Consider the following 21,508-nt stretch of genomic DNA (forward strand, 5'->3'; position numbering starts at 1 on the left):
CGAGTGCCTGTTTTCCTCAAATTACCTGGCTGCATCCGATCACTGGCAACATTCAAGCTCCATCCGCCAGAAGCAATCTTCCTCGCCCACGATACTCAAGCCCTTGCGCTGATAGAGTCGTCTTGCCGGGTTGGTCTTGAACACGGTCAACCGCAGAAGACCCAACCCTTCCGCGCGCGCCTTCAGCGCCATTTGCTCCAGGATCCAGCTGCCGGCCCCTTGATGGCGAAACCCTTCAAGGATGTGCAACTCGCGGATATACAGTGCCTTGGGGTCTCGACTGAGGCTGATAAAACCCAGCACCTGATCATCGCGACAGATCAGCCAATTCTCCCGACCGGCCCAGGCGGAATCAAACCCGGCATCGGACCAGCACAGATCGTATTGGCGATAATAGTTACCCATGGCTTGATGGGTCAGGGTTCGGGCGAAAGCCAAGTGACGGCTGGTCGCGGCCTGCAGTTGAAAAGCCATGTGCCTGCGCTCCCTAAATCGCCACCTGTTCCCCGTGCCACTGGCCAGCCGTATCGCGACGTGCAATCACCAGCGCCTCGCCCACACCCGACGCCGCGGCAATCAAGCCGCCATCAGCACCCCAGATAGCGCTGCGCCCGGCGCAGGTCCAGCCACCGGTCGGGCCGCCGTGGTTGGCCATCAGCACCACCATTTGATGCTCGGCGGCGTAGCTCTGGAGCAAGGCAGTGTCCGGCGCATAGCCGCCTTCGCTGATCAGTACACCGGCGGCGTAGATATTCGCCCCCGCCTCGGCAGCCTGCCGTGGATGGCTGGCGTGGGAGAAATCTGCACATACCGCCAGGGCGATCCGGTCATCACCCCACTCAAGGGCCGCACCGCCCTGCCCCGCAGCAAACGCGGCCTCTTCACCGGGATGAAGGTGCTGCTTGGTGTACACCGCCATCGAGCCCTGCGGCTGCAACACCAGCGCGCCGATCAACACCTCACTCGCCAACGCCAGGCGAATCGGCATGCCTACCACGACGGTGATACGCAGCTCACGGACCATCTCCCGCAGCGGCACCAGCACCTCATCGCCCGGCACAATCGCCAGCCCGGCGGCCAGTGACGGTTCATAGCCGGTCAGGGAAAGCTCCGGAAACACCAGCAACTGCACACCGTGCTCCGCCGCAATCCCCATGAATGCCAGGTGACGGGTGATATTGCCGGGCACGTCACCCGCGATAGAGATGGATTGGGCAGCAGCAATCGTCAAGGCAGTCATGGTCGCATCCAGGCAATCATTGTGAAGTCCGTTCAGCATATCGACACTTGGGTCATAGCCGTAAGTACCCAACCGCAATAGAAATTACTGATTGAATCCTCCCGCTTGCCTCAGTTAAGCTCCTCCCATCATTTGGAGACATGCCATGTTGCAACTCACCCACACTCAGGTTTGCCCTGCTGCCAGCGCCCAGCGCTCGGTCGTGGCTGCCCGTGTGAGCGGTTTGAGCGCACTGGCAAGCTTTTATTTTGGGTATTGGTTTAGCCACTGGCGCGCCTGATACCTGAAATCGGCGCCCACTACTCAAGGGGTCGCCTACCAGAGAAATCTAACCCCCGGTCGGCTCCCCGACCGGGGGTTTTGTTTTTTCAGCCCTTATTATTTTTGCCACACACCGAACACTTAAAGGACTCACGACATGAACTACGCCACCTATTACCGCTACGACACCTCCACCGCCTGGCGATTTAGCAAGCTCCGTTCGGGACAGCCTGCCGCCTCCGATCGGTCACCTATTGGTGGCAAGCCAACACACGTAGCCAATACGGCCAATTGTCGAACACCCCAGTAGGGCAGAGCGTGCGGGAACCGCCCGCCGCTTGCCCAGGAAGCCCGAATATGAACTCCTCCATCGCCGCTCTGCCCGTTTCCAGCCTGTCCTGCGCCAATGAAGCGCTGACCCAGCGCTTGCCCAGTTCCCTTGAGCTCAAGCACCAACTGCCCCTGAGCCCGTTCCTCAACGAACAGATCCACGCCCATCGCCAAGCCGTACGCGCCATTCTCAAGGGTGAAGACTCACGCCTGCTGGTGATCGTTGGCCCGTGCTCGATCCACGATCCGGAATCGGCCATGGAATACGCGCGCAATCTGAAAAAACTGGCCCATGACGTCAGTGACCAGATGCTGCTGGTAATCCGCGCCTACGTCGAAAAACCGCGCACCACCATCGGTTGGAAAGGCCTGGCCTACGACCCGCGACTGGATGGCAGCGACGACATGGCCGCCGGCCTGAGCCTGTCCCGGGAACTGATGCGTGAAATGCTGCGCCTGGGCTTGCCGGTCGCCACCGAGCTGCTGCAACCGATGGCTGCCGGCTACTTCGATGACCTGTTGAGCTGGGTCGCCATTGGCGCGCGCACCACCGAATCGCAGATCCACCGCGAAATGGCCAGCGGCCTCGGCATGCCCGTGGGCTTCAAGAACGGCACCGACGGCGGCGTGGCCATCGCCTGTGACGCCATGCGTTCGGCCGCTCACCCGCACCGCCACTTCGGGGTCGACAGCCAGGGGCATCCGGCGATCATCCAGACGTCGGGCAACCCCGATACCCACCTGGTATTGCGCGGCGGCCACCGTGGGCCGAACTACGATCGCCAGAGCGTGGCGCAGGTGCACGCAGACCTGGCCAAGAGCAAGGTCGCGCCACGGATCATGGTCGATTGCAGCCACGCCAACAGCGGCAAAGACCCGCTGCGCCAACCGGCGGTGTTCAACGATGTGCTGGAGCAGCGCTTGCAGGGCGACACGTCGCTGATCGGCATGATGATCGAGAGCCACCTGTTCGAAGGCTGCCAGCCACTCGGCCCGTCGATGAAATACGGCGTGTCGATCACCGACGGCTGCCTGGGCTGGGACGGCACCGAGCAGTTGCTGCGCAGTGCTGCCGAGCGGTTGCGGGCACACAATCCCGCCTGACAATGAAGATCAAATGTGGGAGCTGGCTTGCCTGCGATAGCGGTGTATCAGTTACCTGACAGGCCGACTGATGCACCGCCATCGCGGGCAAGCCCGGCTCCCACACTGGTTCCTCACTGAGTTCAGGCTAGTGGATAAAGAGCCTCATCAAACTGCGCCAACTTCGGAAACACCAACGGCTGCTCATCCGCCAGCCCTTCCAGCCGCTGCTGGTAACTGCGCAGGAAATCCTGGCGCGCCTCGGCGCTGATATACGGCACATGCCACGCCACAAAAGGCTCCAGCACATCAAACCCGACATACGCCAGCGTGCCACGCAGAATCGGCCGCAGCATATCCTCCAATGGCCCATGAATCGCGCCCTCGCCAAACATATGCTCGCGCCCGCCCAGGGTCACCGTGACGAGCGCTTTCTTGCCGGCGAGCCCGCCCTGATCATAAAACCGCTTGCCGCCATAACACACGCCCGACACCAGTACCCGGTCGATCCAGCCCTTGAGCATTGCAGGCGCCGAAAACCAGAAGATCGGGAAGTTGAGAATCAGCAAATCGGCCCACAGCAGCTTGTCCAGCTCCTGCTGGATATCCGCCGCGATAGACTGGCTTTTCACCCCCAGTCGCTGCTCGAGCGCATACACCAGGTACTCGGGATTCTCCCGCGAAGTAAAGTCCGAGGCGCTGGCCACCGGGTTCCAGTTCATCGCGTACAAATCACTGACCTGCACCTCATGCCCCTGCGCTTGCAGGGTGGAAACGGCCTGGTCGCGCAAGGCCGCGGTGAACGACTGCGGCTCGGGATGGGCGTGGACAATCAACACCTTCATAGACATTCCTCAAGAAGTAAGCGCGGCCCGTTCGGCCAGCAGATGGTCGAGCCAGTCGGGGTCCATCTCCGGCTCCGATGAAAACAGCAGGCCGGTGTAGTCGTGGTAGGGCGGAGTGAAGATCGCGCTGCGGCTGCCCTGGTCCACGACCCTGCCGCGCTGCATCACCACCACCTCGTCAGCGATGGCGCGTACGGTGGCCACGTCGTGGGTAATAAACAGGTACGCCACGCCCAATTGCTGCTGGATACGGTCGAGCAGTTTCAGCACGCCTTCGGCCACCAGTTGATCCAGGGCGGAGGTCACTTCATCGCAAATGATCAACTGTGGGTCGGCCGCCAGTGCGCGGGCGATGCAAATCCGTTGTTTTTGGCCGCCGGACAGTTCACGGGGCTGACGCTCCATGAAGGTGGCCGGGTCCAGCTCGATCATCTCCAGCAGCTCGGCGACCCGGGCGCGCATGGCCTTGCCCTTGAGGCCGAGGTAGAAGGTCAGTGGCCGGCCGATGATATCGACGATGCGTTGGCGCGGGTTCAGCGCGGTATCGGGGATCTGATAGATCATCTGCACCCGTCGCAACTGCTCCTTGGTGCGCCGACGAAAATCCGCCGGCAACGCTTCGCCGTCATACAGCACCTGCCCTGCCGTGGCCGGCAGCAACCCGGTAATCAACCGTGCCGTGGAGCTTTTACCGCTGCCGGACTCCCCGATCACCGCCAGCGTCTGGCCGCGATACAGGCTCATCGATACGTCGTGCAGCACTGGCTGATGCCCATAGCTGGCGCACACCTGGCGCACTTCCAGCAACGGCACCTGCTGCTCGGGGCAGGCCTTGGGCTCGGTGCGAAAACTGCGCACCGCCCACAGGGATTTGGTGTAGTCCTGCTGCGGTGCGCTGAGCATGGTGCGGGTCTGAGCCTCCTCCACCAATTTGCCGTGGCGCAGCACCATGATGCGGTCGACCATTTGCGCGACCACCGCCAGGTCATGGCTGATATACAGCGCGGCACTGCCGAAGGTTTTTATCGCATCACGAATCGCCGCCAGCACTTCAATCTGGGTGGTGACGTCCAGCGCCGTGGTGGGCTCGTCGAAGATGATCAGGTCGGGGTGACAGGCCATCGCCATCGCAGTCATCACCCGTTGCAGTTGCCCGCCGGAAACCTGATGCGGATAACGCTGGCCGATGGTTTGCGGATTGGGCAGGCGCAGCACGCGGTACAACTCCACCGCCTCGCGTTCAGCCTGGGCACGGCTGACGCCGCCATTGATCACGGCGGTTTCCACATGCTGGTCAATCAGCCGATGGGCCGGATTGAACGACGCGGCGGCGCTCTGCGCAACGTAGGCAATGCGCAGCCCACGCAACTTGCGCAAAGCTTCGGGCTTGGCCTGCAACAGCTGGATGCCGTCAAAGCACACCGAGCCGCCGGTGATGCGGCAACCGTCGCGGGCAAAGCCCATGGCCGCCAGCCCCAAGGTTGATTTACCCGCGCCGGACTCCCCAATCAGCCCCAATACCTCGCCCCGCTGCAACGTCAGGTCGATGCCCTTGATCAGCGGATGCCACGCATCCTCATAGTGCCCTTCGATCTGCAGGTTGCGGATTTCCAATAATGGCTTGTCCATCCTCAACACTCCTTCAGGCCGCTGGATTTATGCAGCATCCAGTCGACGACAAAATTCACGCTGACGGTGATCAACGCCACCGCCAGGGCCGGCAGCAACGGGCTGATGTCGCCGAAGGTAATCAGCACCGCGTTGTCGCGAACCATGCTGCCCCAATCGGCAGTCGGCGGTTGAATGCCCAGGCCGAGGAACGACAGCGCGCTGATAAACAAAAACACAAAGCAAAAGCGTAAACCGAACTCGGCAATCAACGGTGCGGCGGCGTTGGGCAGCACCTCGCGAGTGACCAGCCACCACAGCCCTTCCCCGCGCAGCCGCGCGGCTTCGACAAAGTCCTGCACCACCACGGTCATCGCCACGGCGCGGGACAGGCGAAACACCCGGGTCGAATCCAGCAGGGCAATCACCAGCACCAGCGACGTGGCATTGGTGCCGACCACGCTGAGGATCAGCAAGGCAAAGATCAGTTGCGGGATCGCCATCAGGATGTCCACCACCCGCGACAATCCCTGATCGACCCAGCCACCCTTGATCGCCGCAACCAAGCCGCTCAAACCGCCCAGTAAAAACGCCAGCACCGTCGTCAAAAAGGCGATGCCCAGGGTATTGCGCGCGCCAAACACCAGGCGACTGAACATGTCCCGCCCGAGGTTATCGGTGCCCAGCAAAAACTGGCCGCTCCAGGGCGCAAACCCGTCGCCCACCACCTGGGTTTCGCCATAGGGCGCGAGCACCGGCGCAAACAGCGCCACCAGCACGTACAACACGATGATCAGCAGGCCGAACTTCGCGCTCAATGGCGCCCGGGCCAGTTGTGTGAGAAGGCTCATGGTCTACCCCTTGGGATGCATCAAGCGTGGGTTGGTGGCGATGGACAGCACATCGGCGCCGGTGTTGAGCAGGATGTAGGTGGCAGCGAAAATCAGGCTGCACGCCTGCACCACAGGAATGTCGCGCTTGGACACCGAGTCCACCAGCAACTGGCCGAGGCCCGGGTACACAAACACCACTTCGACCACCACCACGCCCACCACCAGGTAAGCCAGGTTCAGGGCGATTACGTTGACGATCGGCGCCAGCGCATTGGGCAACGCGTGGCGCCAGATAATCCGTGACTGGCTGATGCCCTTGAGCCGGGCCATTTCGATGTACGGGCTGGCCAGCAGGTTGATCAGCGAGGCGCGGGTCATGCGCATCATCTGCGCGATCACCACCAGGCTCAGGGTGGCGACCGGCAGCACCGAACGTTCAAGGATGGTGCCGAATGACGCCTCCGGTGCCAGGTTGGACAGGCTCGGAAACCAACCGAGCTTGACTGAAAACACCAGGATCAGCAGGTACGCGACGAAGAACTCCGGGAACGACACCGCGCTCAGGGCCGAGGTGTTGAGCAGGCGGTCGAACCAGCTGTTGCGGTACAGCGCGGCGAGCATCCCCAGCACCAGCGCCAAAGGCACCGAGACCAGCGCGGCCAGCGCCGCCAGGCGCAAAGTGTTGCCCAGGCGTGCGCCGATCAGCTCGGCAATGGGCCGCTGGTTGGCCAGAGACGCGCCAAGGTCACCGTGCAGCAGACGCAATAGCCATTGCACAAAGCGGCTCAGGGGCGGCAGGTCCAGGCCCAGCTGGGCGCGAAACGCCGCCACGGTTTCCGGCGTGGCAGACTGGCCGAGCATGGCCTGGGCGATATCGCCGGGCAGCATGCCGACGGCTAGGAAGATGATCACCGAGACGGCGAACAAAGACAGCAGGCCGAGGGCCAGGCGTTGGAGCACCAGTTTGAATAGGCTATTCATGTTCGGTTCTCATGAGTTGGGCATGTTCTCGACGGCGACAAATGTCCCCTGTGGGAGCTGTCGAGCTTTAGCGAGGCTGCGATGCAGGCGCCGCGGTTTAACAGGGCACCGAGGTGATGCCATCGCAGGCAAGCCAGCTCCCACACTTGATCTTCATTGCCTGAGCGATAGCGTTCGACACAAGAGTCACGCCTGCCACCACCGCTCGATCAGCCGCAACCCATCCAATTCGCCATACGGCGCCGTCAGCGGGCCATGGCTGACGCGGTTCGAGCGTGCCGCCACGGAGCTGGCAAACAACGGCACAATCGCCCCGCCATCGTCGCGGCACAGGCTCTGCATTTCGTTGTACATGTCCTGGCGCAACGGCGCGTTCATCTCGCCCCGCGCGGCGGTGAGCAACTGGTTGAAGCGGGCGTTATCCCAATGGGTTTCGTTCCACGCCGCGCCCTTGGCATAGCCGATGCTGAACATGCGGTCGGCGGTCAGGCTGCTGTACCAGAACGAGGTGGTGAACGGCTGCTTCATCCACACGTTGGAGAAGAACCCGTCCGCCGGCTCGCGCACCACGTCGATATCAATTCCGGCCTGGCGTGCCTGTTCCTTGAACAACACCGAAGCGTCCACCGCGCCGGTGTAGGCGGCGTCGGAGGCTTGCAAGCGTACCTTGAGCGAATCCACTCCGGCCTTGCGCAGGTAGAAACGCGACTTGTCCGGGTCGTAGGCGCGCTGCTCCAACGCTGCGTTGATAAAGCGGCTGCCGGGCTGGATCGGATGGTCATTGCCCACCAGGCCATAGCCATGCAGCACCGAGGCCAGCAGGGTCTCGCGGTTGATCGCATGCTTCATCGCCATGCGGATATCGTTGTTCTTGAACTCGTTGCTGTCGCACAACATCGGGAAGGTGTAGTGCTGCGCGCCCTTGGTTTCTTCGATGACCAGCGTGGGATTGCGCTTGAGCAGGGCCACGGTTTTCAGGTCGACTTTGTTGATCACGTCCACTTGCCCTGTGACCAGTGCATTCACCCGCGCGGCTCCGTCGGCAATCGCCAGCAGCTCGGCACTGGCGAAATGCGCCCGCCCCGGCTTCCAGTAGTCGGGGTTGCGCTCCAGGTCCATGCGCACGCCGGGCTCGAAGCTTTTCAAGCGATAACCGCTGGTGCCGATCCCGGCCTGCCAGTCGGCGGCGCCGTCCTTGGCGGGCATGATCACCAAGTGGTAATCGGCGACCACATAAGCGAAATCGGCATTGCCCGAGTGCAACTCGAACACCACCGCATCGGTGCCCTTGGCGCTGACACTGGCCACATCGCCGAGCACGGTCTTGGCCGCCGAGGTGGAGTTGGCCGCCAGGTGATGGTTGATCGAGGCCACCACGTCTTCGGCGGTCAGGCTTTTACCGTTATGGAAGGTCACGCCCTGGCGCAGTTTGAAGGTCCAGATGCGCGCATCCGGCGTCGACTCAAAACGCTCGGCCAATTCGGGGATGGCGGAGCCGTCCACCGCGATTTCAGTCAGGGTGTTGTACACCGCCGAAAACCCGACGAAGGTGAAGGTGTCGACCCACGAGCCAGGGTCGCGGGAGTCGGTGGTGCTGCCGCCGGCCAGCCCCATGCGCAGCACACCGCCCGGCTTGGGCGTGGCCTCTTCGGCGAAGGCCTGCAGCGGCAGGCCCATTGAGAATGCGGCGGCCACGGCACCGGCGACGGCGCTGTGTTTGAGGAAGTCCCGTCGGTGCATCGCTTGAGTCATTTTGTTGTTGTTATCGCTCATGGTGTTGCTCCTCTAAAGGTTCACACAGGCATGCTTCAACTCGATCAAGGTCACGCCGTTGCGCTTGAAACCGTTACGCAAATCCGTCTGCAGCTCATCCAGGTTCTGTGGCTCGCTGACCGTGCAACCGAATGCCCGCGCCAGGGCGGCGAAATCCGGGTTACGCGGCAGTACGCCGATGGGTTCGATATCCAGGTTCAGCATGTCGTCGCGAATTTGCCCCAGGGCATCGTTGTTCCAGAGCAACACCACCAGGGGGCTGTCCAGTTCTTCCACCGCCGTGGCCAGCTCCTGCGCGGTGTAGAGGAAGCCGCCGTCGCCCACCAGCACCAGGCCGGGCCGTTCAGGCGCACCGAACTTGGCACCGATACCGGCCGGCAGGCCAAAGCCCAAGGTGCCGTAGCCGGTGAGATGCAGCCAGCTACGAGTTGTGTTGCTGGGGAAGGCGTAGTTGCCGGTGTAGGCCAGTTGGGTCATGTCGCTGCTGATGAAGGCATTGGCCGGCAACTCGGCGGCGACGCGGTCGAGAATTGCCTGGTGAATCCGTTGCAACGGACCGTGCCCGTTGCTGATCGCCTGGCGTAATGTCGCAACCGCCCTGGTCGCTGAATCGGCGTTGCGTGGCGTGGCTGGCAGGCGCTCCAGCAAAGCCTGCGCGGTGTGTTGGGCATCGCCGTGCAACGCGACGGCACAGGGGTAGAAGTCGTTGAACTTGCGCGGGTCGATATCCACTCGTAGCAGCTCGCCGTTAATCGGCAGGCGTTCGCGCCAAAAATCGGTATCGGCCATTTCGGTGCCAATGGCCAACACCACATCCGCCTCGGCAATCAACTGCCAGCCGGGCTCGACGCACAAGGTGGACCCGGCATTCAGCGGATGCTCTACCGGCAACAGCCCCTTGCCGGCAACGCTGCTGAAAAACGGCGCGGCCAGTTGTGTACTCAAGCGCTGCAAGGCATCCGCCGCCAACAGTGCACCACCACCGGCAATGATCATTGGGCGCTTGGCACCGCTGAGTTTCGCCACGGCCTGATCGAGGCTTTCAGCCGATGGCAAACCACGCCCGGGGCGGCGCACCACGTCATTGCTCCAGTCCCGCGTGATCGGCGCCGACAGTACATCCAGCGGCACCGAAATATGCACCGGCCGTGGCCGTTCACTGTCGAATACCGCATAGGCCCGTGCGATCAGTTCCGGCAAATCCTCGGCGCTCAAGGCCACCGCGGAAAACGCGGTGATGGGCGCGGTCATCGCCCGCTGGTCCTGGGTTTCATGCAGGCAGCCCCAACCCTTGCCGAGGCTGGCGGTGTGGTTGACGCTGGAAATCACCAGCAACGGAATCGAGTCGGCATACGCCTGGCCGATAGCCGTGGCGGCATTGGTCACGCCCGGTCCGGTGATGATGAAACACACCCCTGGCTTGCCGCTGACCCGCGCATAACCGTCAGCCATGAAGCCGGCGCCCTGTTCGTGACGGGTCAATACGTGGCGAATGCCACTGCCGGGCAAGCCGCGATACAGCTCCAGCGTATGCACGCCGGGAATCCCGAATACGGTGTCGACGCCATAGTTGGCCAGTAATCGCACCAGGGCCTGGCCGCCGGTCAAGGTTTTGCTGTGCATCGTCATCTCCTTCACGCCTTGGCAAGACGGATCAATGCATCGACCGCCGTGGCGCCCCGGGCATTGACCAGCAATGGGTTTACATCCAGTTCCAGCAACTGCCCGGCGTTGGCACAGGCGTAGTCGGCCACCGCACGAATCGCCGCCACCAGCGCGTCCATGTCGGCCACCTCCCGCCCGCGAAAGCCTTGCAGCAATGCGGCGCTGCGCAGACTGAACAAGGCATTGCGGATCGCGTCGTCGGTGGTCGGCAGCAGCAGGCTGCGACTGTCCTTGAGCAGTTCCACGAGGATGCCACCGGCGCCGATCACCAACGCCAGGCCGAAATCGTTTTCGCGCTTGATGCCCACTATCAGCTCGGCCAGCGGTGGCGCGGCCATGGACTCCAGCAGCAGATAATCAAAAGGTACATCCGGCGCATACGCAGCGATTTGCTCACGCATGTGGGCCAGCGCGGTGATCAGTGCGAAGCCATCCCGCAGGTTGAGCGCCACCGCGCCGGCTTCGGTTTTGTGCGGCAGCTCGGCACTCACGGCCTTGAGTACCAGCGGGTAGCCCAGCACTTTTGCGTCGGCAACGGCCCGCTCGGGCGTACTCAAGACACCGGGCGGCGTCATCAACCCAAACGCGCGTAAGGCTTGCTTGGAGTCCCACTCGTTAAGCGACTGCCCATGTTCCTCAAGCGCCTGCGGGCACAGCGGAACCAGTATTGATTCGCCCCGAGCGAGCAGCGCCCGTCGATTATTTTGGTAATCGGCGATCCGGCCCCAGGCCATCAGCGCGTCTTCCACACCCTGTAACGCGGCAACACCCTGGGCATGCAGGCGCTCGCGGGCGTGGGCCGGCAGCAGTTCGGGGAAGGCCGAGGTGACAAAACCTGTCTTGGCGTGACGAACCAGTGCGCTGCAGAACAGGTCCAGCAGCAAGTCGCATTCCTTGCGCTCGCCGGTAAATTCGGCCGGGTAGTCGAGTACCAGCATCGCCGCATCCGCTTCGGTGCGTAGTGCCGTGTCGAGCATCGTGTTGAGGGCTTCGCGGTTGCCCCAGATGGCCGTGGTGAAATCCAGCGGGTTGACCAGGTTGGCGTAGCTGGGCAGTACCTGCGCCAGTTCCGAGCGCTGGATTTCATCGAGCTTGGGCAGGCTTAAGTCGTTGCGCTCGGCGTAGTCGGCAATCAACCCGGCATCACCACCGGAACAGGCCAGGGCGATCAGGCTGTTGCCCGCTGGCAGATTCCCGCAGGCCGCCGCCTTGAGGGTTTCGACAAAACTCACCGGCCCGCTCACCCGAATCACACCCAAGCGCGCAAACAAACTGTCGTACAGCGCATCGGAGCCCGACAATGAACTGGTATGACTCAACGCCAACTCGGCGCCGATCTGCGACACGCCGCTTTTCAGGGCGATGATCGGAATGCCTTTTTCCAGCGCCTTGTGGGCCGCACGCGCGAACCCCGGCACATTCTTCAAGCCTTCCAGGTGCAAGCCGATGGCCGTGACACGGGGTTCATCCAGCAGCACATCCATCAATTCGGCAACACCCAATTGCGCCTGGTTACCCACCGACGCCATATAGGCCACCGGCAGCGAACGGTCGCTCATGGACAGGTTGTAGGCGAAGTTGCCGCTTTGGGTCAGCACCGCTACGCCCTTCTCTACCGGCTTGCCGCCATGGGCCACCGGCCACAACGCCGAGCTGTGCAGGTAATCGAGCAGGCCATAGCAATTGGGGCCCAGCAGCGCCATCTCGCCCGCAGCCTCAAGCAGTTGTTGCTGCAAGGCCTGGCCCTCGGCGCCGGTTTCGGCAAACCCGGAGGCGTAGCAGATGGCGCCGCCGGTGCCGATGGCCGCCAGTTCGGCGACGCAGGTCAGGGTCAGCTCGCGATTGGTGGCGATAAATACCGCATCCGGGCCGCACGGTAAATCAGCCACGCGGCGCACGCAGGGAATACCGTCGAGGCTGTCATGCTGCGGGTTGACCAGCCACATCTGGCCGGCAAAACCACCCTCGGCGCAGCGCTTGAAGGCACGGGCCATGCTGCGCCCACCGACAAACGCCAGGTGACGGGGCGCCAACAGGCGCTTGAGGTTGTCGCGAGTAGCCTGGGACATAAGCGTTCTCCAACCCGATCAACGCAACAGTGGCCGCAACAGTTCGCGGGCAATAATGTGGCGCTGGATTTCCGAAGTGCCTTCCCAGATCCGCTCGATCCGCGCGTTGCGCCAGATACGCTCGACCGGCCCTTCATCCATCAAGCCCATGCCGCCGTAAATCTGCACGGCCTCGTCGGCAACCTTGCCCAACACTTCGCTGGCAAACAGCTTGGCCATACCGGCATCGCCATCGGTCATGCTGCCCTGGTCCATTTTCCAGGCGGTGTTCAGGGTCAGCAGTTCGGCTGCGCGAATTTGCGTGGCCATGTCGGCGAGCTTGAACGAGATACCTTGATAGGTGCCGATGGGCTGGCCGAATTGCTTGCGATCCGCCGCCCATTGCAGGGATACATCCAGCGCACGCTGGGCCTGGCCGACGCAGTTGGCCGCCACCATCACCCGGCCTGCGGTCAACCAGGCGTTGGCGACTTCCCAGCCTTTGCCGACTTCGCCGAGAACCTTGGAAGCCGGTACGCGGCAGTCGTCGAAGAACATTTCATAGGTGTGGTAACCGCGATTGCTGACGCACTTGGGGCCACGACGAATAGTCATGCCCGGCGTGCCCCGGTCCACCAGGAACGAGGTCACGGCGTTGCGCTGGCGACCGTTGTGTTCGTAGGTGTCGGTGACGGCAAACACGATGGCGAAATCCGCGTGCCCCGCGTGGCTGATGAAGTGCTTGCTGCCGTTGAGCACGAAGTCATCGCCGCTGCGCACGGCGCGGGTCTTGATCGCATTGGCATCGGAACCGGCGCCCGGTTCGGTCAGGGCAAAGCAGTCGACCTTCTTGCCCTGCACGCACGGCAACAGGTATTCGCCGATCTGCTCGCCGGTGCAGGCCATGAGGATTTTCGACGGCCGGGCGACAAACACATGCAGCGCCCAGGAGACCTTCGACAACTCCCGCTCGATCAACGCCTGGGACAGGTAATCCAGGCCGCCACCGCCCACTTCTTCCGGCATGTTGAAGGCATAGAATCCGGCGGCAATGGCCTTGTCACGAATCTGCGCTGCAAGATCCGGCGAGACTTCATCGGCCCGATCGACCGCCTCCTCGTGCGGCAACAACTCCTTGGCAACAAAACTGCGTACCGCGTCCACCAACATGTCTTGTTCTTGGCTGGGCTGGAAATTCATGGCGCTACCTGTCGATCGTTCGAGGGTGTTTTGAGGAGGGATTATTTGCCGGAGAAATTCGCTGGGCGCTTTTCCATCGAGGCGCGCAGGGCTTCAGCACCGTCGGCGCTGCGTCCACACAGCAAACCGGCGGCGAGTTCAGCCTGGAGCTGCTCGGGCAAGCCGCGTCCGGCGCCTTCGCGGATGAGGGTTTTGGTCTGGGCGAAGGCAAAGGTCGGGCCGTCGGCCAGGCGCGTCGCCAGGTCGGTGACGTGAGCTTGAAGCTGCTCATCGGCGACGACTTCGCCCACCAGGCCGGCGGCCAGGGCGCGGTCGGCACTCCACAGTTCGTCGAGGAACAGCAGGCGCTTGGCCTGTTCGCTGCCGATCAAGCGCGGCAAATGCCAGCTGGCACCGGCGTCCGGCGAGTAAGCCATGCTGGTGTAGCCGGCCTTGAAGCGTGCCGATTGGGCCGCCACACGCAGGTCGCAACACAGGGTCAGGTCCATGCCGGCGCCAACCGCCGTGCCGTTGATGGCGGCGATGGTGGGTTTGTCGAGGGTGTGCACGCGGGTCATCAGGGCGTGGGCGGTTTCGGTCCAGCCGTAGGTTTCGAGGGCGCCACGGGCTTCCGCGTCGGCCCATTCGGCGAGGTCGGCACCGGCGCAGAAACTGCGACCGCTGGCAGTCAACACCACCACGCGCACCGCCGGGTCACTGTTGAATGCGTCCAGCAAGGCATGCAGGTGCTTGAGGGTCGGGATGTCCAGGGCATTGCGCTGGGGGCCGCGATTGAGGGTGATCCAGGCAACGCCTGCCTGCACCTGAGTGAGCACGGACGGATCTGTAGTCATGGAATCCTCGAATTATTTTAATTGGCGTGAGGGGTGCGACATGGGGCGATACTAAACGAGTGTTCAGTAAGGAGGCAATCAGGTAACTGCAAATATTTTTCGAGGGGGGAATGCCGGCCCGGACATTGCGTCCAAGCGGCGCGGAATCGTCAGTTCAGGGTTTGCTCTGGAAGCGCTTGCGCCCGCCCGACTGCAAGCCATCGACCCAGGCCTCGCAGATCTGGATGCCCTGCTCCGGGGTGAAGGTGCCGGGATTTAGCCCAGACTCCAGCCACAAGCCGTCGAGCAAGGCGCTCAAGGCGATGGCCGCCAAATCGGCGTCGAACTGCTTCCAGCCCTCCTCCCCGGCCATGTCCACCAAGGCCAAACGCATGATGGTGCGGTACTCGCCATAGGAATGTTCGTGGGCCTGGTTGATCGCCGGGGCCGTCTTGACCGCGCCCCAGAATACCAGCCATGCATCCAGCAGTTGCGGGTCCAGCAGCTCCGGAGAAAACGAGCCGCGAAAGAACGCCGACAGCCGCTCCCTGGGGCTCGGCGGCGCCTTGGCCATGGCATCACGCAGCAGGTCCATCACCTGCCGGGTGATCGACCGATAGGCCTCGGCCACCAGCTCATCCTTGCCCGAATAGTGATGACTGATCAGCCCCACCGACACCCCGGCCTCGGCGCTGATCTTGCGGATCGACGCGCCCTGGAAACCATCGCGCTTGAGGCACACCAGCGTCGCCTGGACCAGATTGGCCTTGCGCAACTCCGGTTCCATGCGGGAGAAACGGGATTCCTGGGTCATGAGGCAGTGTCCTTGGGTAGAGTCGGCTGCACGACTCTACCTCACTCGCGGAACCCCGGCGACACCCGATCCAGCAACCGCAGCAATGCCGCCCATGCCAGTTGCATGGCGTCCGGGTCTGCCAGTTCGCCCTCTGCCAGCGGTCGGCCAGGCTCATTGAACTGGCGCTCGGTGTATTCACACACATCCGCGGGCGGCAGGATCAGCTTGCCACACGCCTGGGCGGCGATCTGGATATCGCAGGCTTTTTCCAGGTAATACATGCGCAGGAACGCCTGGCTGACTGTCTCCCCCACCGTCAACAGGCCATGATTGCGCAGCATCAACACCGGCTTGTCGCCGAGGTCGCGAACCAGTCGCTGTTGCTCGTCCATGTCCAGCGCCACGCCTTCGTAGTCGTGGTAAGCGACCTTGCCGTAGAACTCCATGGAAATCTGGTTCACCGGCAACAGCCCGCATTCCAGCGCCGCCACCGCGCAGCCTGCGCGTGTGTGGGTGTGCAGCACGCAGTGGGCATCTGCGCGGGCGCTGTGAATCGCGCTGTGAATCACAAACCCCGCCGGGTTGACGCCATGGCTTGAGGCCTCGACCGCGCGCCCGTCCAGGCCGATTTTCACCAGGCTGGACGCGGTGATCTCCTCGAACATCAGCCCATAGGGGTTGATCAAAAAGTGATGCTCGGGCCCCGGAATACGCACCGAGATGTGGGTGAAGATCAGGTCGCTCATGCGAAAGTGCGCGATCAGCCGGTAGCAGGCGGCAAGCTCATCGCGCAGCTGTTGTTCGGTGGCCCCAGTCATTTTTTATTCTCCAGGCGGGTGGGTGATGTGGCTGACGCTAATCCACTCACCAGTAAAAAAACAAGTTGATTTTTTACTGGCGCTGACCTCCTATAGAAAAATAATAACAACAGCGCCTGGAGTATCCGCACCATGTCGCCCCATGCCTTCCCGCATCTTTTTGAACCATTGGTCCTGCGCGGCAAACGCCTGAAAAACCGCATCATGTCCAGCGGGCACGACACCTCGATGCCCACCGACAACCGGGTCAACGAGCAGTTGATTGCCTACCACCGGGCACGCGCCGAGGGCGGTGTGGGGCTGATTGTGTTGCAAGTGGCCGGGGTGCATGACAGTGCCCGCTACACCTCCCATGTGCTGATGGCGACCGATGACAGCTGCATCGACGGCTATCGCCAACTGGCCGACACCTGCCACGCCCACGGCACCATAGTGCTGTCACAGATTTTCCATCCGGGGCGGGAAATCATGGAGTCTGCCGACGGTTTGCTGGCGGTGGCGTACTCGGCCTCCGGGGTTCCCAATGAACGGTTTCGGGTGATGCCCCGTGCCCTTGACCAGGCAATGATCGACGAGATCGTCGCAGGCTACGGCGCTGCGGCAAGGCGCCTGTATCAGGCCGGGATTGACGGCGTGGAAGTGGTCGCCAGCCATGGTTACCTGCCGGCGCAATTTCTCAACCCTCGGGTGAACCGCCGCACCGACGGCTACAACGGCGAGCTTGAACAACGCCTGCGTTTCCTGCGGGAAATCATCGCCGCCGTGCGGGCCGAAACCGACGAGCATTTCATCATCGGCCTGCGCATTTCTGCCGACGAGCGCGACCCCGAAGGCCTGACCGAAGATGATTCCCTGGCCGCCGTGCAACAGCTGCAATCACAGCTGGACTATGTGCACATCGTCGCCGGCACCTCGGCTTCCGTCGGCGGTGCGATCCATATCGTGCCGCCTATGGCTATTGCGCCGGCTTACCTGGCGACCGAAGCCGCAACGTTCAAGGCCAGCCTGTCGATTCCACTGTTTGTCACCGGGCGCATCAACCAGCCACAGGAGGCCGAACTGATGCTGCAACGTGGCCAGGCCGATGTGTGCGGCATGACCCGCGCGTTGATCTGCGACCCGCGAATGCCAGCCAAAACCTCAAGCGGCCATGCCGAGGATGTACGGGCCTGCATTGCCTGCAATCAAGCCTGTATCGGCCACTTCCACAAAGGTTTGCCGATCTCTTGCATACAACACCCAGAGACCGGCCGCGAGTTGCAGTTTGGCCAACTGCAACCAGCACTGCGGCGCAAGCGAATCATGGTGGCTGGCGGCGGCCCGGCAGGGATGAAAGCCGCTGCGGTGGCGGCCCAGCGCGGGCATGAGGTGACCTTGTATGAAGCCAGTGCCCAGTTGGGCGGCCAGGTACTGCTCGCACAGTTACTGCCACGGCGCAGCGAGTTCGGCGGCGCCAGCACCAACCTGCAACGCGAGATGGAACTGGCCGGGGTGCGCGTGATACGCAACACCCGCGTCGACCGCGCATTGGTGGAACGCGAACAACCCGACCTGGTGATCATCGCCACCGGCGCCGAACCCTATTGGCCGGCTTTCGAACGCGGCGGCGAATTGCAGGTGGTGGACGCCTGGCAAGTGCTGCGCAATGAAATCCCGCTGGGCCGTTCGGTGGTGGTGGTGGATTGGCGTTGTGACTGGATCGGCCCGGGCATTGCCGAACGCCTGACCCGCGCCGGCCATCAGGTGCAACTGGCGGTGAACGGCACCCATTGCGGCGAAAACCTGCCGTTGTACGTGCGTGATCAACTGGCTGGCGAACTGCATCGGCTGGGCATTGCGATCATCCCTTACGCCCGTTTGTACGGCTGCGACGACACCACCGTGTACCTGCAACACACCGCCAGCGGCGAGCCGATGCTGCTGGAAAATATCGACACCCTGGTGTTGTGCCAGGGCCATCAGCCAGTGGACACTCTGGGCGCAGAACTGGAAGGCCTGGTGGCGTTCCGGCGCATCGGCGATTGCCTGGCGCCGCGTACCGCCGAAGAGGCAATTTATGAAGGACTAAAGGTAGCGTGGGACATTTGAACGACCAACCGCCACAACTGTTTCTCGGCACCCGCATCCGTGGCCTGCGCAAGGCCCGGGGCATGACCCTCACGGCCCTCGCCGAATTGAGTGAGCTGACGGCCGGCTACATCAGCCAGTTGGAAAGGAACCTCGCCTACCCCTCGATCCCGGCGCTGTTCAATATCGCCCGTAGCCTGGGCGTGACGATCCAGTGGTTTTTTGCCAGTGAAACCACACCCGCAGTGGAAGACGAAGGGTTTGTGGTGCGGCAGGACAATCGCCAGAGCATTCACTATGAGGACGGCATCGTCGACCAGTTGCTGACGCCCCTGCCCAACCATCAGCTGGAAATGCTGCATTCGCGTTTCCCGCCGGGCACCTATAGCCAACAGAGTTATAGCCACGAGGGTGAAGAAGCGGGTTACGTGCTGAGTGGCAAATTCGAGTTGTGGGTGGGCGAGCGGCATTTTCAGCTAAATGAAGGGGACAGTTTCAGCTTCCCCAGCAGTGAGCCCCATCGGTATGGCAACCCCGGAAAGGTGGATGCGGTGGTAATTTGGGTGATTACGCCGCCGACGTTTTAGACCGCAGGTGTGCATGGAGACGTTGCCTACGGGAACTGGCGACGCTGGTACGCCGCTGCCCGGGGTGAAACGGAGTCACTACTGGCCTAGAAAACGGTAGTCGGCGCGGTAAGGCTCCACGTGCAGATCGCCATCGTGCTCACAACTGCCGCTGAACACCCCACCTTCGGTATGCAGCCGTTGCACCGCCACCACCGCAGACAACCCGCCAACCCCTTGATGGCTCACCACGTCCAGGCGTAACAGCGCAATGTCCCGCCCCGTTGCCCCCGGCGCCTGGGCAGCCACTTTGCCGACCACCGCACTGCGATCATTCAGTTCCCAGGTCGGCCCCGCAAAGTGCCGGCCCACTGTCTTGCCGTTGACCATCAAGGTCGCCAGCGGCTCGCGAAACTGCCAGGTCAATTGGCCATTGTTGTCCTTGGCGCAGTTGTAAATCTGTACACCTTCAGCGCGTACGGTCAACAGGATCGTTTTGGCGTCGCCGCTCAACGGGTCAGGCAAGTCCTGTGCTTGTGCCCTTTGGGCATCGATGGCACAGGCGATCAGCACGGCCATGCCAATCACTTGCAACGCCAGCAGCGCCAGGCGGTTACGGCGTGCCACAACATCAGGGTCGGTGCTGCTCATCACGCGCCTGCCAGGGAGAGTTTTAAGAAAAGTCAGTGCAATCATGTTGAAGTCCGTCTGGGATCAATTGTCAGCGTCTGCAGGATGAACAATTGGCCATCAGTTTTTATTCCCGATTATTTTTTCAACCGGGGCATTACCAGACTTCAACCTTGAGCTCCGTAAGCCGGCTGGCCGGCATTGGCAGCGCCTTGCCGCTGTGCACAACGCCATGGCGTGGAGATTCGCGCTTGAGATTGGGCACCGGTATGCGCCCGCCGCCGCGCACGGTTTGCGCGCCATTCATTTGGAATTTACTGTTGGAAAAATTCAGCCCCACACCGTTCTGGCGTTGGAAATAAATCCACCAGCGGCCTTCCTCGAACTTCATGAATGCAAAGCCGCGGGGGTAGGCATCCTCGCCATAGTCATCAAAGGTCATCGCCGTGGCGAAGCCCAGGCCATGGCCATCGAAGCGACTCAGGTATTCCTTGTTCAGGTAATCGCTGCCGCCCTGCACGTGGTACACCCGGTAGGTGGTGTCATCGATATGGTCGATCAGGATCGAACAACCGCTGAAGTCCGGCGTGAACACGTAGCCGGTGGCGCCCGGGTTGGCCGGGATGTCGCAAAAACTGCCCTGGGGTACCCAATGGCCCATCAGCGGTCGTTCGATCTTGCCGTATTCCCCGGGCTTATCCAGGGTTGCCAGGCGGTAACCGCCAGCTTTGTGGTCGTTCACATCAAATACATTGATGCCCGTGATCAACCCCGAGGGGATGCGCTTGGCGGTCATGAAGTTCTGTTGCAGGAAGAGCTTGGGGGAGGAAAAAGCGTTCATGCACTGGGTGGTCATAGGTGCTCCTGACGAGAGAGAATTCATCAGTCTCACGTCAGCAATAGAGGCTGCCTGAATCACGCGAAACCATAAGAAGAACACCCTCCCCCGGCGCTTTATTCCATGATTTTGCTCAATCGGATCCAGCCACTTCCATACGTAAAATTGCCTTATTCCCAAGCACTCACAACGGTTAGCCTGCGGCCCTGCGATGCCTTGCGCACGCAACCCCGACTCGCTCGATGACTGGCGCCCACGTGAAGAAACTCTCGATACTCCTATTGCTCGCCGGGCTGCTTCAACTGCCGCACGTGCTCGCGGCGCCGGCCAATATCGCGGTGATTTCCTTTGCGGAAAAGCCGTTGCACCTGATTCGCGCAACCACCCTCTACACCGTGGGCGCAGGCACGCATCTTCAAGGCGGTGACATTCTGCAGACCGGCGCCGCCGGCATCCAGATCGAAGGCCTGGCGCCGGCCATTGTTGCCCTGGGGCCCGACACGCGAATTCTGATTGCCACCAACAGCAAGGCCGCGCAAATCAACCTGCTCAATGGCTGGTTGAAACTGCAGCCCACCAGTACAAACGCCCACGCCAGCCTGGCGGTCAACGCCCAAGGCCTGGCGTTCAACGTTACCAACAGCGCCAGCGTGGTCCACGTTGGGCCACGCCAAACCGACATGTTCGTCGAAGACGGCAGCCAGCCCGTTACCGAACTGGACAGCCATGGCAAGGCCAGCCGCACACTCACCCTTAACCACGAAGACTTTGCCCAACGTGCTGGTGATGCGCCTCTCAAAACCGTCGCACGACCAGAACAGGCATTTGTCGACGCCCTGCCTCGGCCCTTCCTCGATCCGTTGGTGGCGCTGGGTAAAAAAACCGCCACCGCACCCGCACTGAAAAAAGAACGTGACGTCACCTACGACGACATCGCGCCCTGGGTCGTCAGCCCGCTGAACCTCAGCCAGCAAATGCTCGCCAGCCGTTTCGCCCCGCGCCTCACAGACCCGGCGTTTCGCCAGGCCGTGAAGACCAACCGTGGCGGCGTGCTGGAGTGGGAGATTGAACTGCTGCGCCTGGAACGCCGCAAAAATTCTCATTAACGGCCTGC

Annotated in this window: 19 protein-coding genes; 4 read left to right on the forward strand and 15 right to left on the reverse strand. The window is 62.2% G+C overall.

Going from position 1 to position 21,508, the window contains the following annotated elements; all coding sequences use genetic code 11:
* Positions 1–39: 39 nt before the first annotated feature.
* Both ACZRN6_RS05330 and ACZRN6_RS05335 read right to left on the reverse strand, forming a co-directional pair.
* A complete protein-coding gene (locus ACZRN6_RS05330) occupies positions 40–474 on the reverse strand; it encodes a GNAT family N-acetyltransferase (RefSeq protein WP_464007361.1) in 435 nt (144 codons plus the stop codon).
* Positions 475–487: 13 nt separating this feature from the next.
* Positions 488–1,240: a carbon-nitrogen hydrolase family protein gene (locus ACZRN6_RS05335; protein ID WP_322144566.1), complete on the reverse strand. Its 753-nt coding sequence runs from the start codon at positions 1,238–1,240 to the stop codon at positions 488–490.
* A 618-nt stretch (positions 1,241–1,858) separates the two neighbouring features.
* Here ACZRN6_RS05335 and ACZRN6_RS05340 point away from each other — a divergent pair.
* A complete protein-coding gene (locus ACZRN6_RS05340; RefSeq protein WP_322144565.1) occupies positions 1,859–2,935 on the forward strand; it encodes a 3-deoxy-7-phosphoheptulonate synthase in 1,077 nt (358 codons plus the stop codon).
* 122 nt (positions 2,936–3,057) lie between these two features.
* Here ACZRN6_RS05340 and ACZRN6_RS05345 read toward each other — a convergent pair whose 3' ends face one another.
* The 11 genes from ACZRN6_RS05345 to ACZRN6_RS05395 all read right to left on the reverse strand — a co-directional run bounded on the left by ACZRN6_RS05345 (position 3,058) and on the right by ACZRN6_RS05395 (position 16,293).
* Entirely contained in the window at positions 3,058–3,759 is a 702-nt protein-coding gene (locus tag ACZRN6_RS05345) for an NAD(P)H-dependent oxidoreductase (protein WP_464007362.1), read from the reverse strand.
* Between the two features lie 9 nt (positions 3,760–3,768).
* Positions 3,769–5,388, reverse strand: coding sequence for an ABC transporter ATP-binding protein (locus ACZRN6_RS05350; protein ID WP_464007363.1), 1,620 nt, complete (start codon positions 5,386–5,388; stop codon positions 3,769–3,771).
* 2 nt (positions 5,389–5,390) lie between these two features.
* Positions 5,391–6,218, reverse strand: coding sequence for an ABC transporter permease (locus tag ACZRN6_RS05355; protein WP_322144562.1), 828 nt, complete (start codon positions 6,216–6,218; stop codon positions 5,391–5,393).
* A 3-nt stretch (positions 6,219–6,221) separates the two neighbouring features.
* Positions 6,222–7,181: an ABC transporter permease gene (locus tag ACZRN6_RS05360; protein WP_464007364.1), complete on the reverse strand. Its 960-nt coding sequence runs from the start codon at positions 7,179–7,181 to the stop codon at positions 6,222–6,224.
* A 186-nt stretch (positions 7,182–7,367) separates the two neighbouring features.
* Positions 7,368–8,954 carry an ABC transporter substrate-binding protein gene (locus ACZRN6_RS05365; RefSeq protein ID WP_322144560.1) on the reverse strand — a complete coding sequence of 529 codons (1,587 nt, stop codon included), beginning with the start codon at positions 8,952–8,954 and terminating at the stop codon, positions 7,368–7,370.
* 12 nt (positions 8,955–8,966) lie between these two features.
* Entirely contained in the window at positions 8,967–10,577 is a 1,611-nt protein-coding gene (locus ACZRN6_RS05370; RefSeq protein WP_464007365.1) for a 5-guanidino-2-oxopentanoate decarboxylase, read from the reverse strand.
* 11 nt (positions 10,578–10,588) lie between these two features.
* Positions 10,589–12,688 carry an acetate--CoA ligase family protein gene (locus tag ACZRN6_RS05375; protein ID WP_464007366.1) on the reverse strand — a complete coding sequence of 700 codons (2,100 nt, stop codon included), beginning with the start codon at positions 12,686–12,688 and terminating at the stop codon, positions 10,589–10,591.
* A gap of 18 nt (positions 12,689–12,706) precedes the next feature.
* Positions 12,707–13,867, reverse strand: a complete 1,161-nt coding sequence (locus ACZRN6_RS05380) for an acyl-CoA dehydrogenase family protein (RefSeq protein ID WP_322144557.1) — start codon at positions 13,865–13,867, stop codon at positions 12,707–12,709.
* Positions 13,868–13,908: 41 nt separating this feature from the next.
* Entirely contained in the window at positions 13,909–14,700 is a 792-nt protein-coding gene (locus ACZRN6_RS05385) for an enoyl-CoA hydratase/isomerase family protein (protein ID WP_464007367.1), read from the reverse strand.
* Between the two features lie 154 nt (positions 14,701–14,854).
* Positions 14,855–15,493, reverse strand: a complete 639-nt coding sequence (locus tag ACZRN6_RS05390; protein WP_464007368.1) for a TetR family transcriptional regulator C-terminal domain-containing protein — start codon at positions 15,491–15,493, stop codon at positions 14,855–14,857.
* A gap of 41 nt (positions 15,494–15,534) precedes the next feature.
* Positions 15,535–16,293, reverse strand: a complete 759-nt coding sequence (locus ACZRN6_RS05395; RefSeq protein WP_464007369.1) for a class II aldolase/adducin family protein — start codon at positions 16,291–16,293, stop codon at positions 15,535–15,537.
* Between the two features lie 132 nt (positions 16,294–16,425).
* Here ACZRN6_RS05395 and ACZRN6_RS05400 point away from each other — a divergent pair, with 132 nt between their 5' ends.
* Entirely contained in the window at positions 16,426–18,381 is a 1,956-nt protein-coding gene (locus ACZRN6_RS05400) for an oxidoreductase (protein WP_464007370.1), read from the forward strand.
* Entirely contained in the window at positions 18,378–18,947 is a 570-nt protein-coding gene (locus ACZRN6_RS05405; RefSeq protein ID WP_416152120.1) for a cupin domain-containing protein, read from the forward strand. Before ACZRN6_RS05400 ends, ACZRN6_RS05405 begins: the two co-directional genes overlap by 4 nt.
* 78 nt (positions 18,948–19,025) lie before the next feature.
* Here the strand turns inward: ACZRN6_RS05405 and ACZRN6_RS05410 are convergent, their stop codons facing one another.
* Positions 19,026–19,577 (reverse strand): DUF3455 domain-containing protein, encoded by a 552-nt coding sequence (locus ACZRN6_RS05410; protein WP_464007371.1) that lies wholly within the window; start codon positions 19,575–19,577, stop codon positions 19,026–19,028.
* Between the two features lie 136 nt (positions 19,578–19,713).
* Positions 19,714–20,412, reverse strand: coding sequence for a hypothetical protein (locus ACZRN6_RS05415; RefSeq protein ID WP_464007372.1), 699 nt, complete (start codon positions 20,410–20,412; stop codon positions 19,714–19,716).
* 224 nt (positions 20,413–20,636) lie between these two features.
* On the opposite strand from ACZRN6_RS05415, the gene ACZRN6_RS05420 reads away from it, so the two are divergent.
* Positions 20,637–21,500 (forward strand): hypothetical protein, encoded by an 864-nt coding sequence (locus ACZRN6_RS05420; RefSeq protein WP_464007373.1) that lies wholly within the window; start codon positions 20,637–20,639, stop codon positions 21,498–21,500.
* Positions 21,501–21,508 lie beyond the last annotated feature (8 nt).

It is taken from the genome of Pseudomonas sp. A125 (assembly GCF_055409485.1).

What these genes read in the sequence shown, in the direction of transcription:
- ACZRN6_RS05330 (WP_464007361.1), bottom strand. Translation starts at nt 474, where the DNA reads ATGGCTTTTCAACTGCAGGCCGCGACCAGCCGTCACTTGGCTTTCGCC.
- ACZRN6_RS05335 (WP_322144566.1), bottom strand. Translation starts at nt 1,240, where the DNA reads ATGACTGCCTTGACGATTGCTGCTGCCCAATCCATCTCTATCGCGGGT.
- ACZRN6_RS05340 (WP_322144565.1), top strand. Translation starts at nt 1,859, where the DNA reads ATGAACTCCTCCATCGCCGCTCTGCCCGTTTCCAGCCTGTCCTGCGCC.
- ACZRN6_RS05345 (WP_464007362.1), bottom strand. Translation starts at nt 3,759, where the DNA reads ATGAAGGTGTTGATTGTCCACGCCCATCCCGAGCCGCAGTCGTTCACC.
- ACZRN6_RS05350 (WP_464007363.1), bottom strand. Translation starts at nt 5,388, where the DNA reads ATGGACAAGCCATTATTGGAAATCCGCAACCTGCAGATCGAAGGGCAC.
- ACZRN6_RS05355 (WP_322144562.1), bottom strand. Translation starts at nt 6,218, where the DNA reads ATGAGCCTTCTCACACAACTGGCCCGGGCGCCATTGAGCGCGAAGTTC.
- ACZRN6_RS05360 (WP_464007364.1), bottom strand. Translation starts at nt 7,181, where the DNA reads ATGAATAGCCTATTCAAACTGGTGCTCCAACGCCTGGCCCTCGGCCTG.
- ACZRN6_RS05365 (WP_322144560.1), bottom strand. Translation starts at nt 8,954, where the DNA reads ATGAGCGATAACAACAACAAAATGACTCAAGCGATGCACCGACGGGAC.
- ACZRN6_RS05370 (WP_464007365.1), bottom strand. Translation starts at nt 10,577, where the DNA reads ATGCACAGCAAAACCTTGACCGGCGGCCAGGCCCTGGTGCGATTACTG.
- ACZRN6_RS05375 (WP_464007366.1), bottom strand. Translation starts at nt 12,688, where the DNA reads ATGTCCCAGGCTACTCGCGACAACCTCAAGCGCCTGTTGGCGCCCCGT.
- ACZRN6_RS05380 (WP_322144557.1), bottom strand. Translation starts at nt 13,867, where the DNA reads ATGAATTTCCAGCCCAGCCAAGAACAAGACATGTTGGTGGACGCGGTA.
- ACZRN6_RS05385 (WP_464007367.1), bottom strand. Translation starts at nt 14,700, where the DNA reads ATGACTACAGATCCGTCCGTGCTCACTCAGGTGCAGGCAGGCGTTGCC.
- ACZRN6_RS05390 (WP_464007368.1), bottom strand. Translation starts at nt 15,493, where the DNA reads ATGACCCAGGAATCCCGTTTCTCCCGCATGGAACCGGAGTTGCGCAAG.
- ACZRN6_RS05395 (WP_464007369.1), bottom strand. Translation starts at nt 16,293, where the DNA reads ATGACTGGGGCCACCGAACAACAGCTGCGCGATGAGCTTGCCGCCTGC.
- ACZRN6_RS05400 (WP_464007370.1), top strand. Translation starts at nt 16,426, where the DNA reads ATGTCGCCCCATGCCTTCCCGCATCTTTTTGAACCATTGGTCCTGCGC.
- ACZRN6_RS05410 (WP_464007371.1), bottom strand. Translation starts at nt 19,577, where the DNA reads ATGAGCAGCACCGACCCTGATGTTGTGGCACGCCGTAACCGCCTGGCG.
- ACZRN6_RS05415 (WP_464007372.1), bottom strand. Translation starts at nt 20,412, where the DNA reads ATGACCACCCAGTGCATGAACGCTTTTTCCTCCCCCAAGCTCTTCCTG.
- ACZRN6_RS05420 (WP_464007373.1), top strand. Translation starts at nt 20,637, where the DNA reads ATGACTGGCGCCCACGTGAAGAAACTCTCGATACTCCTATTGCTCGCC.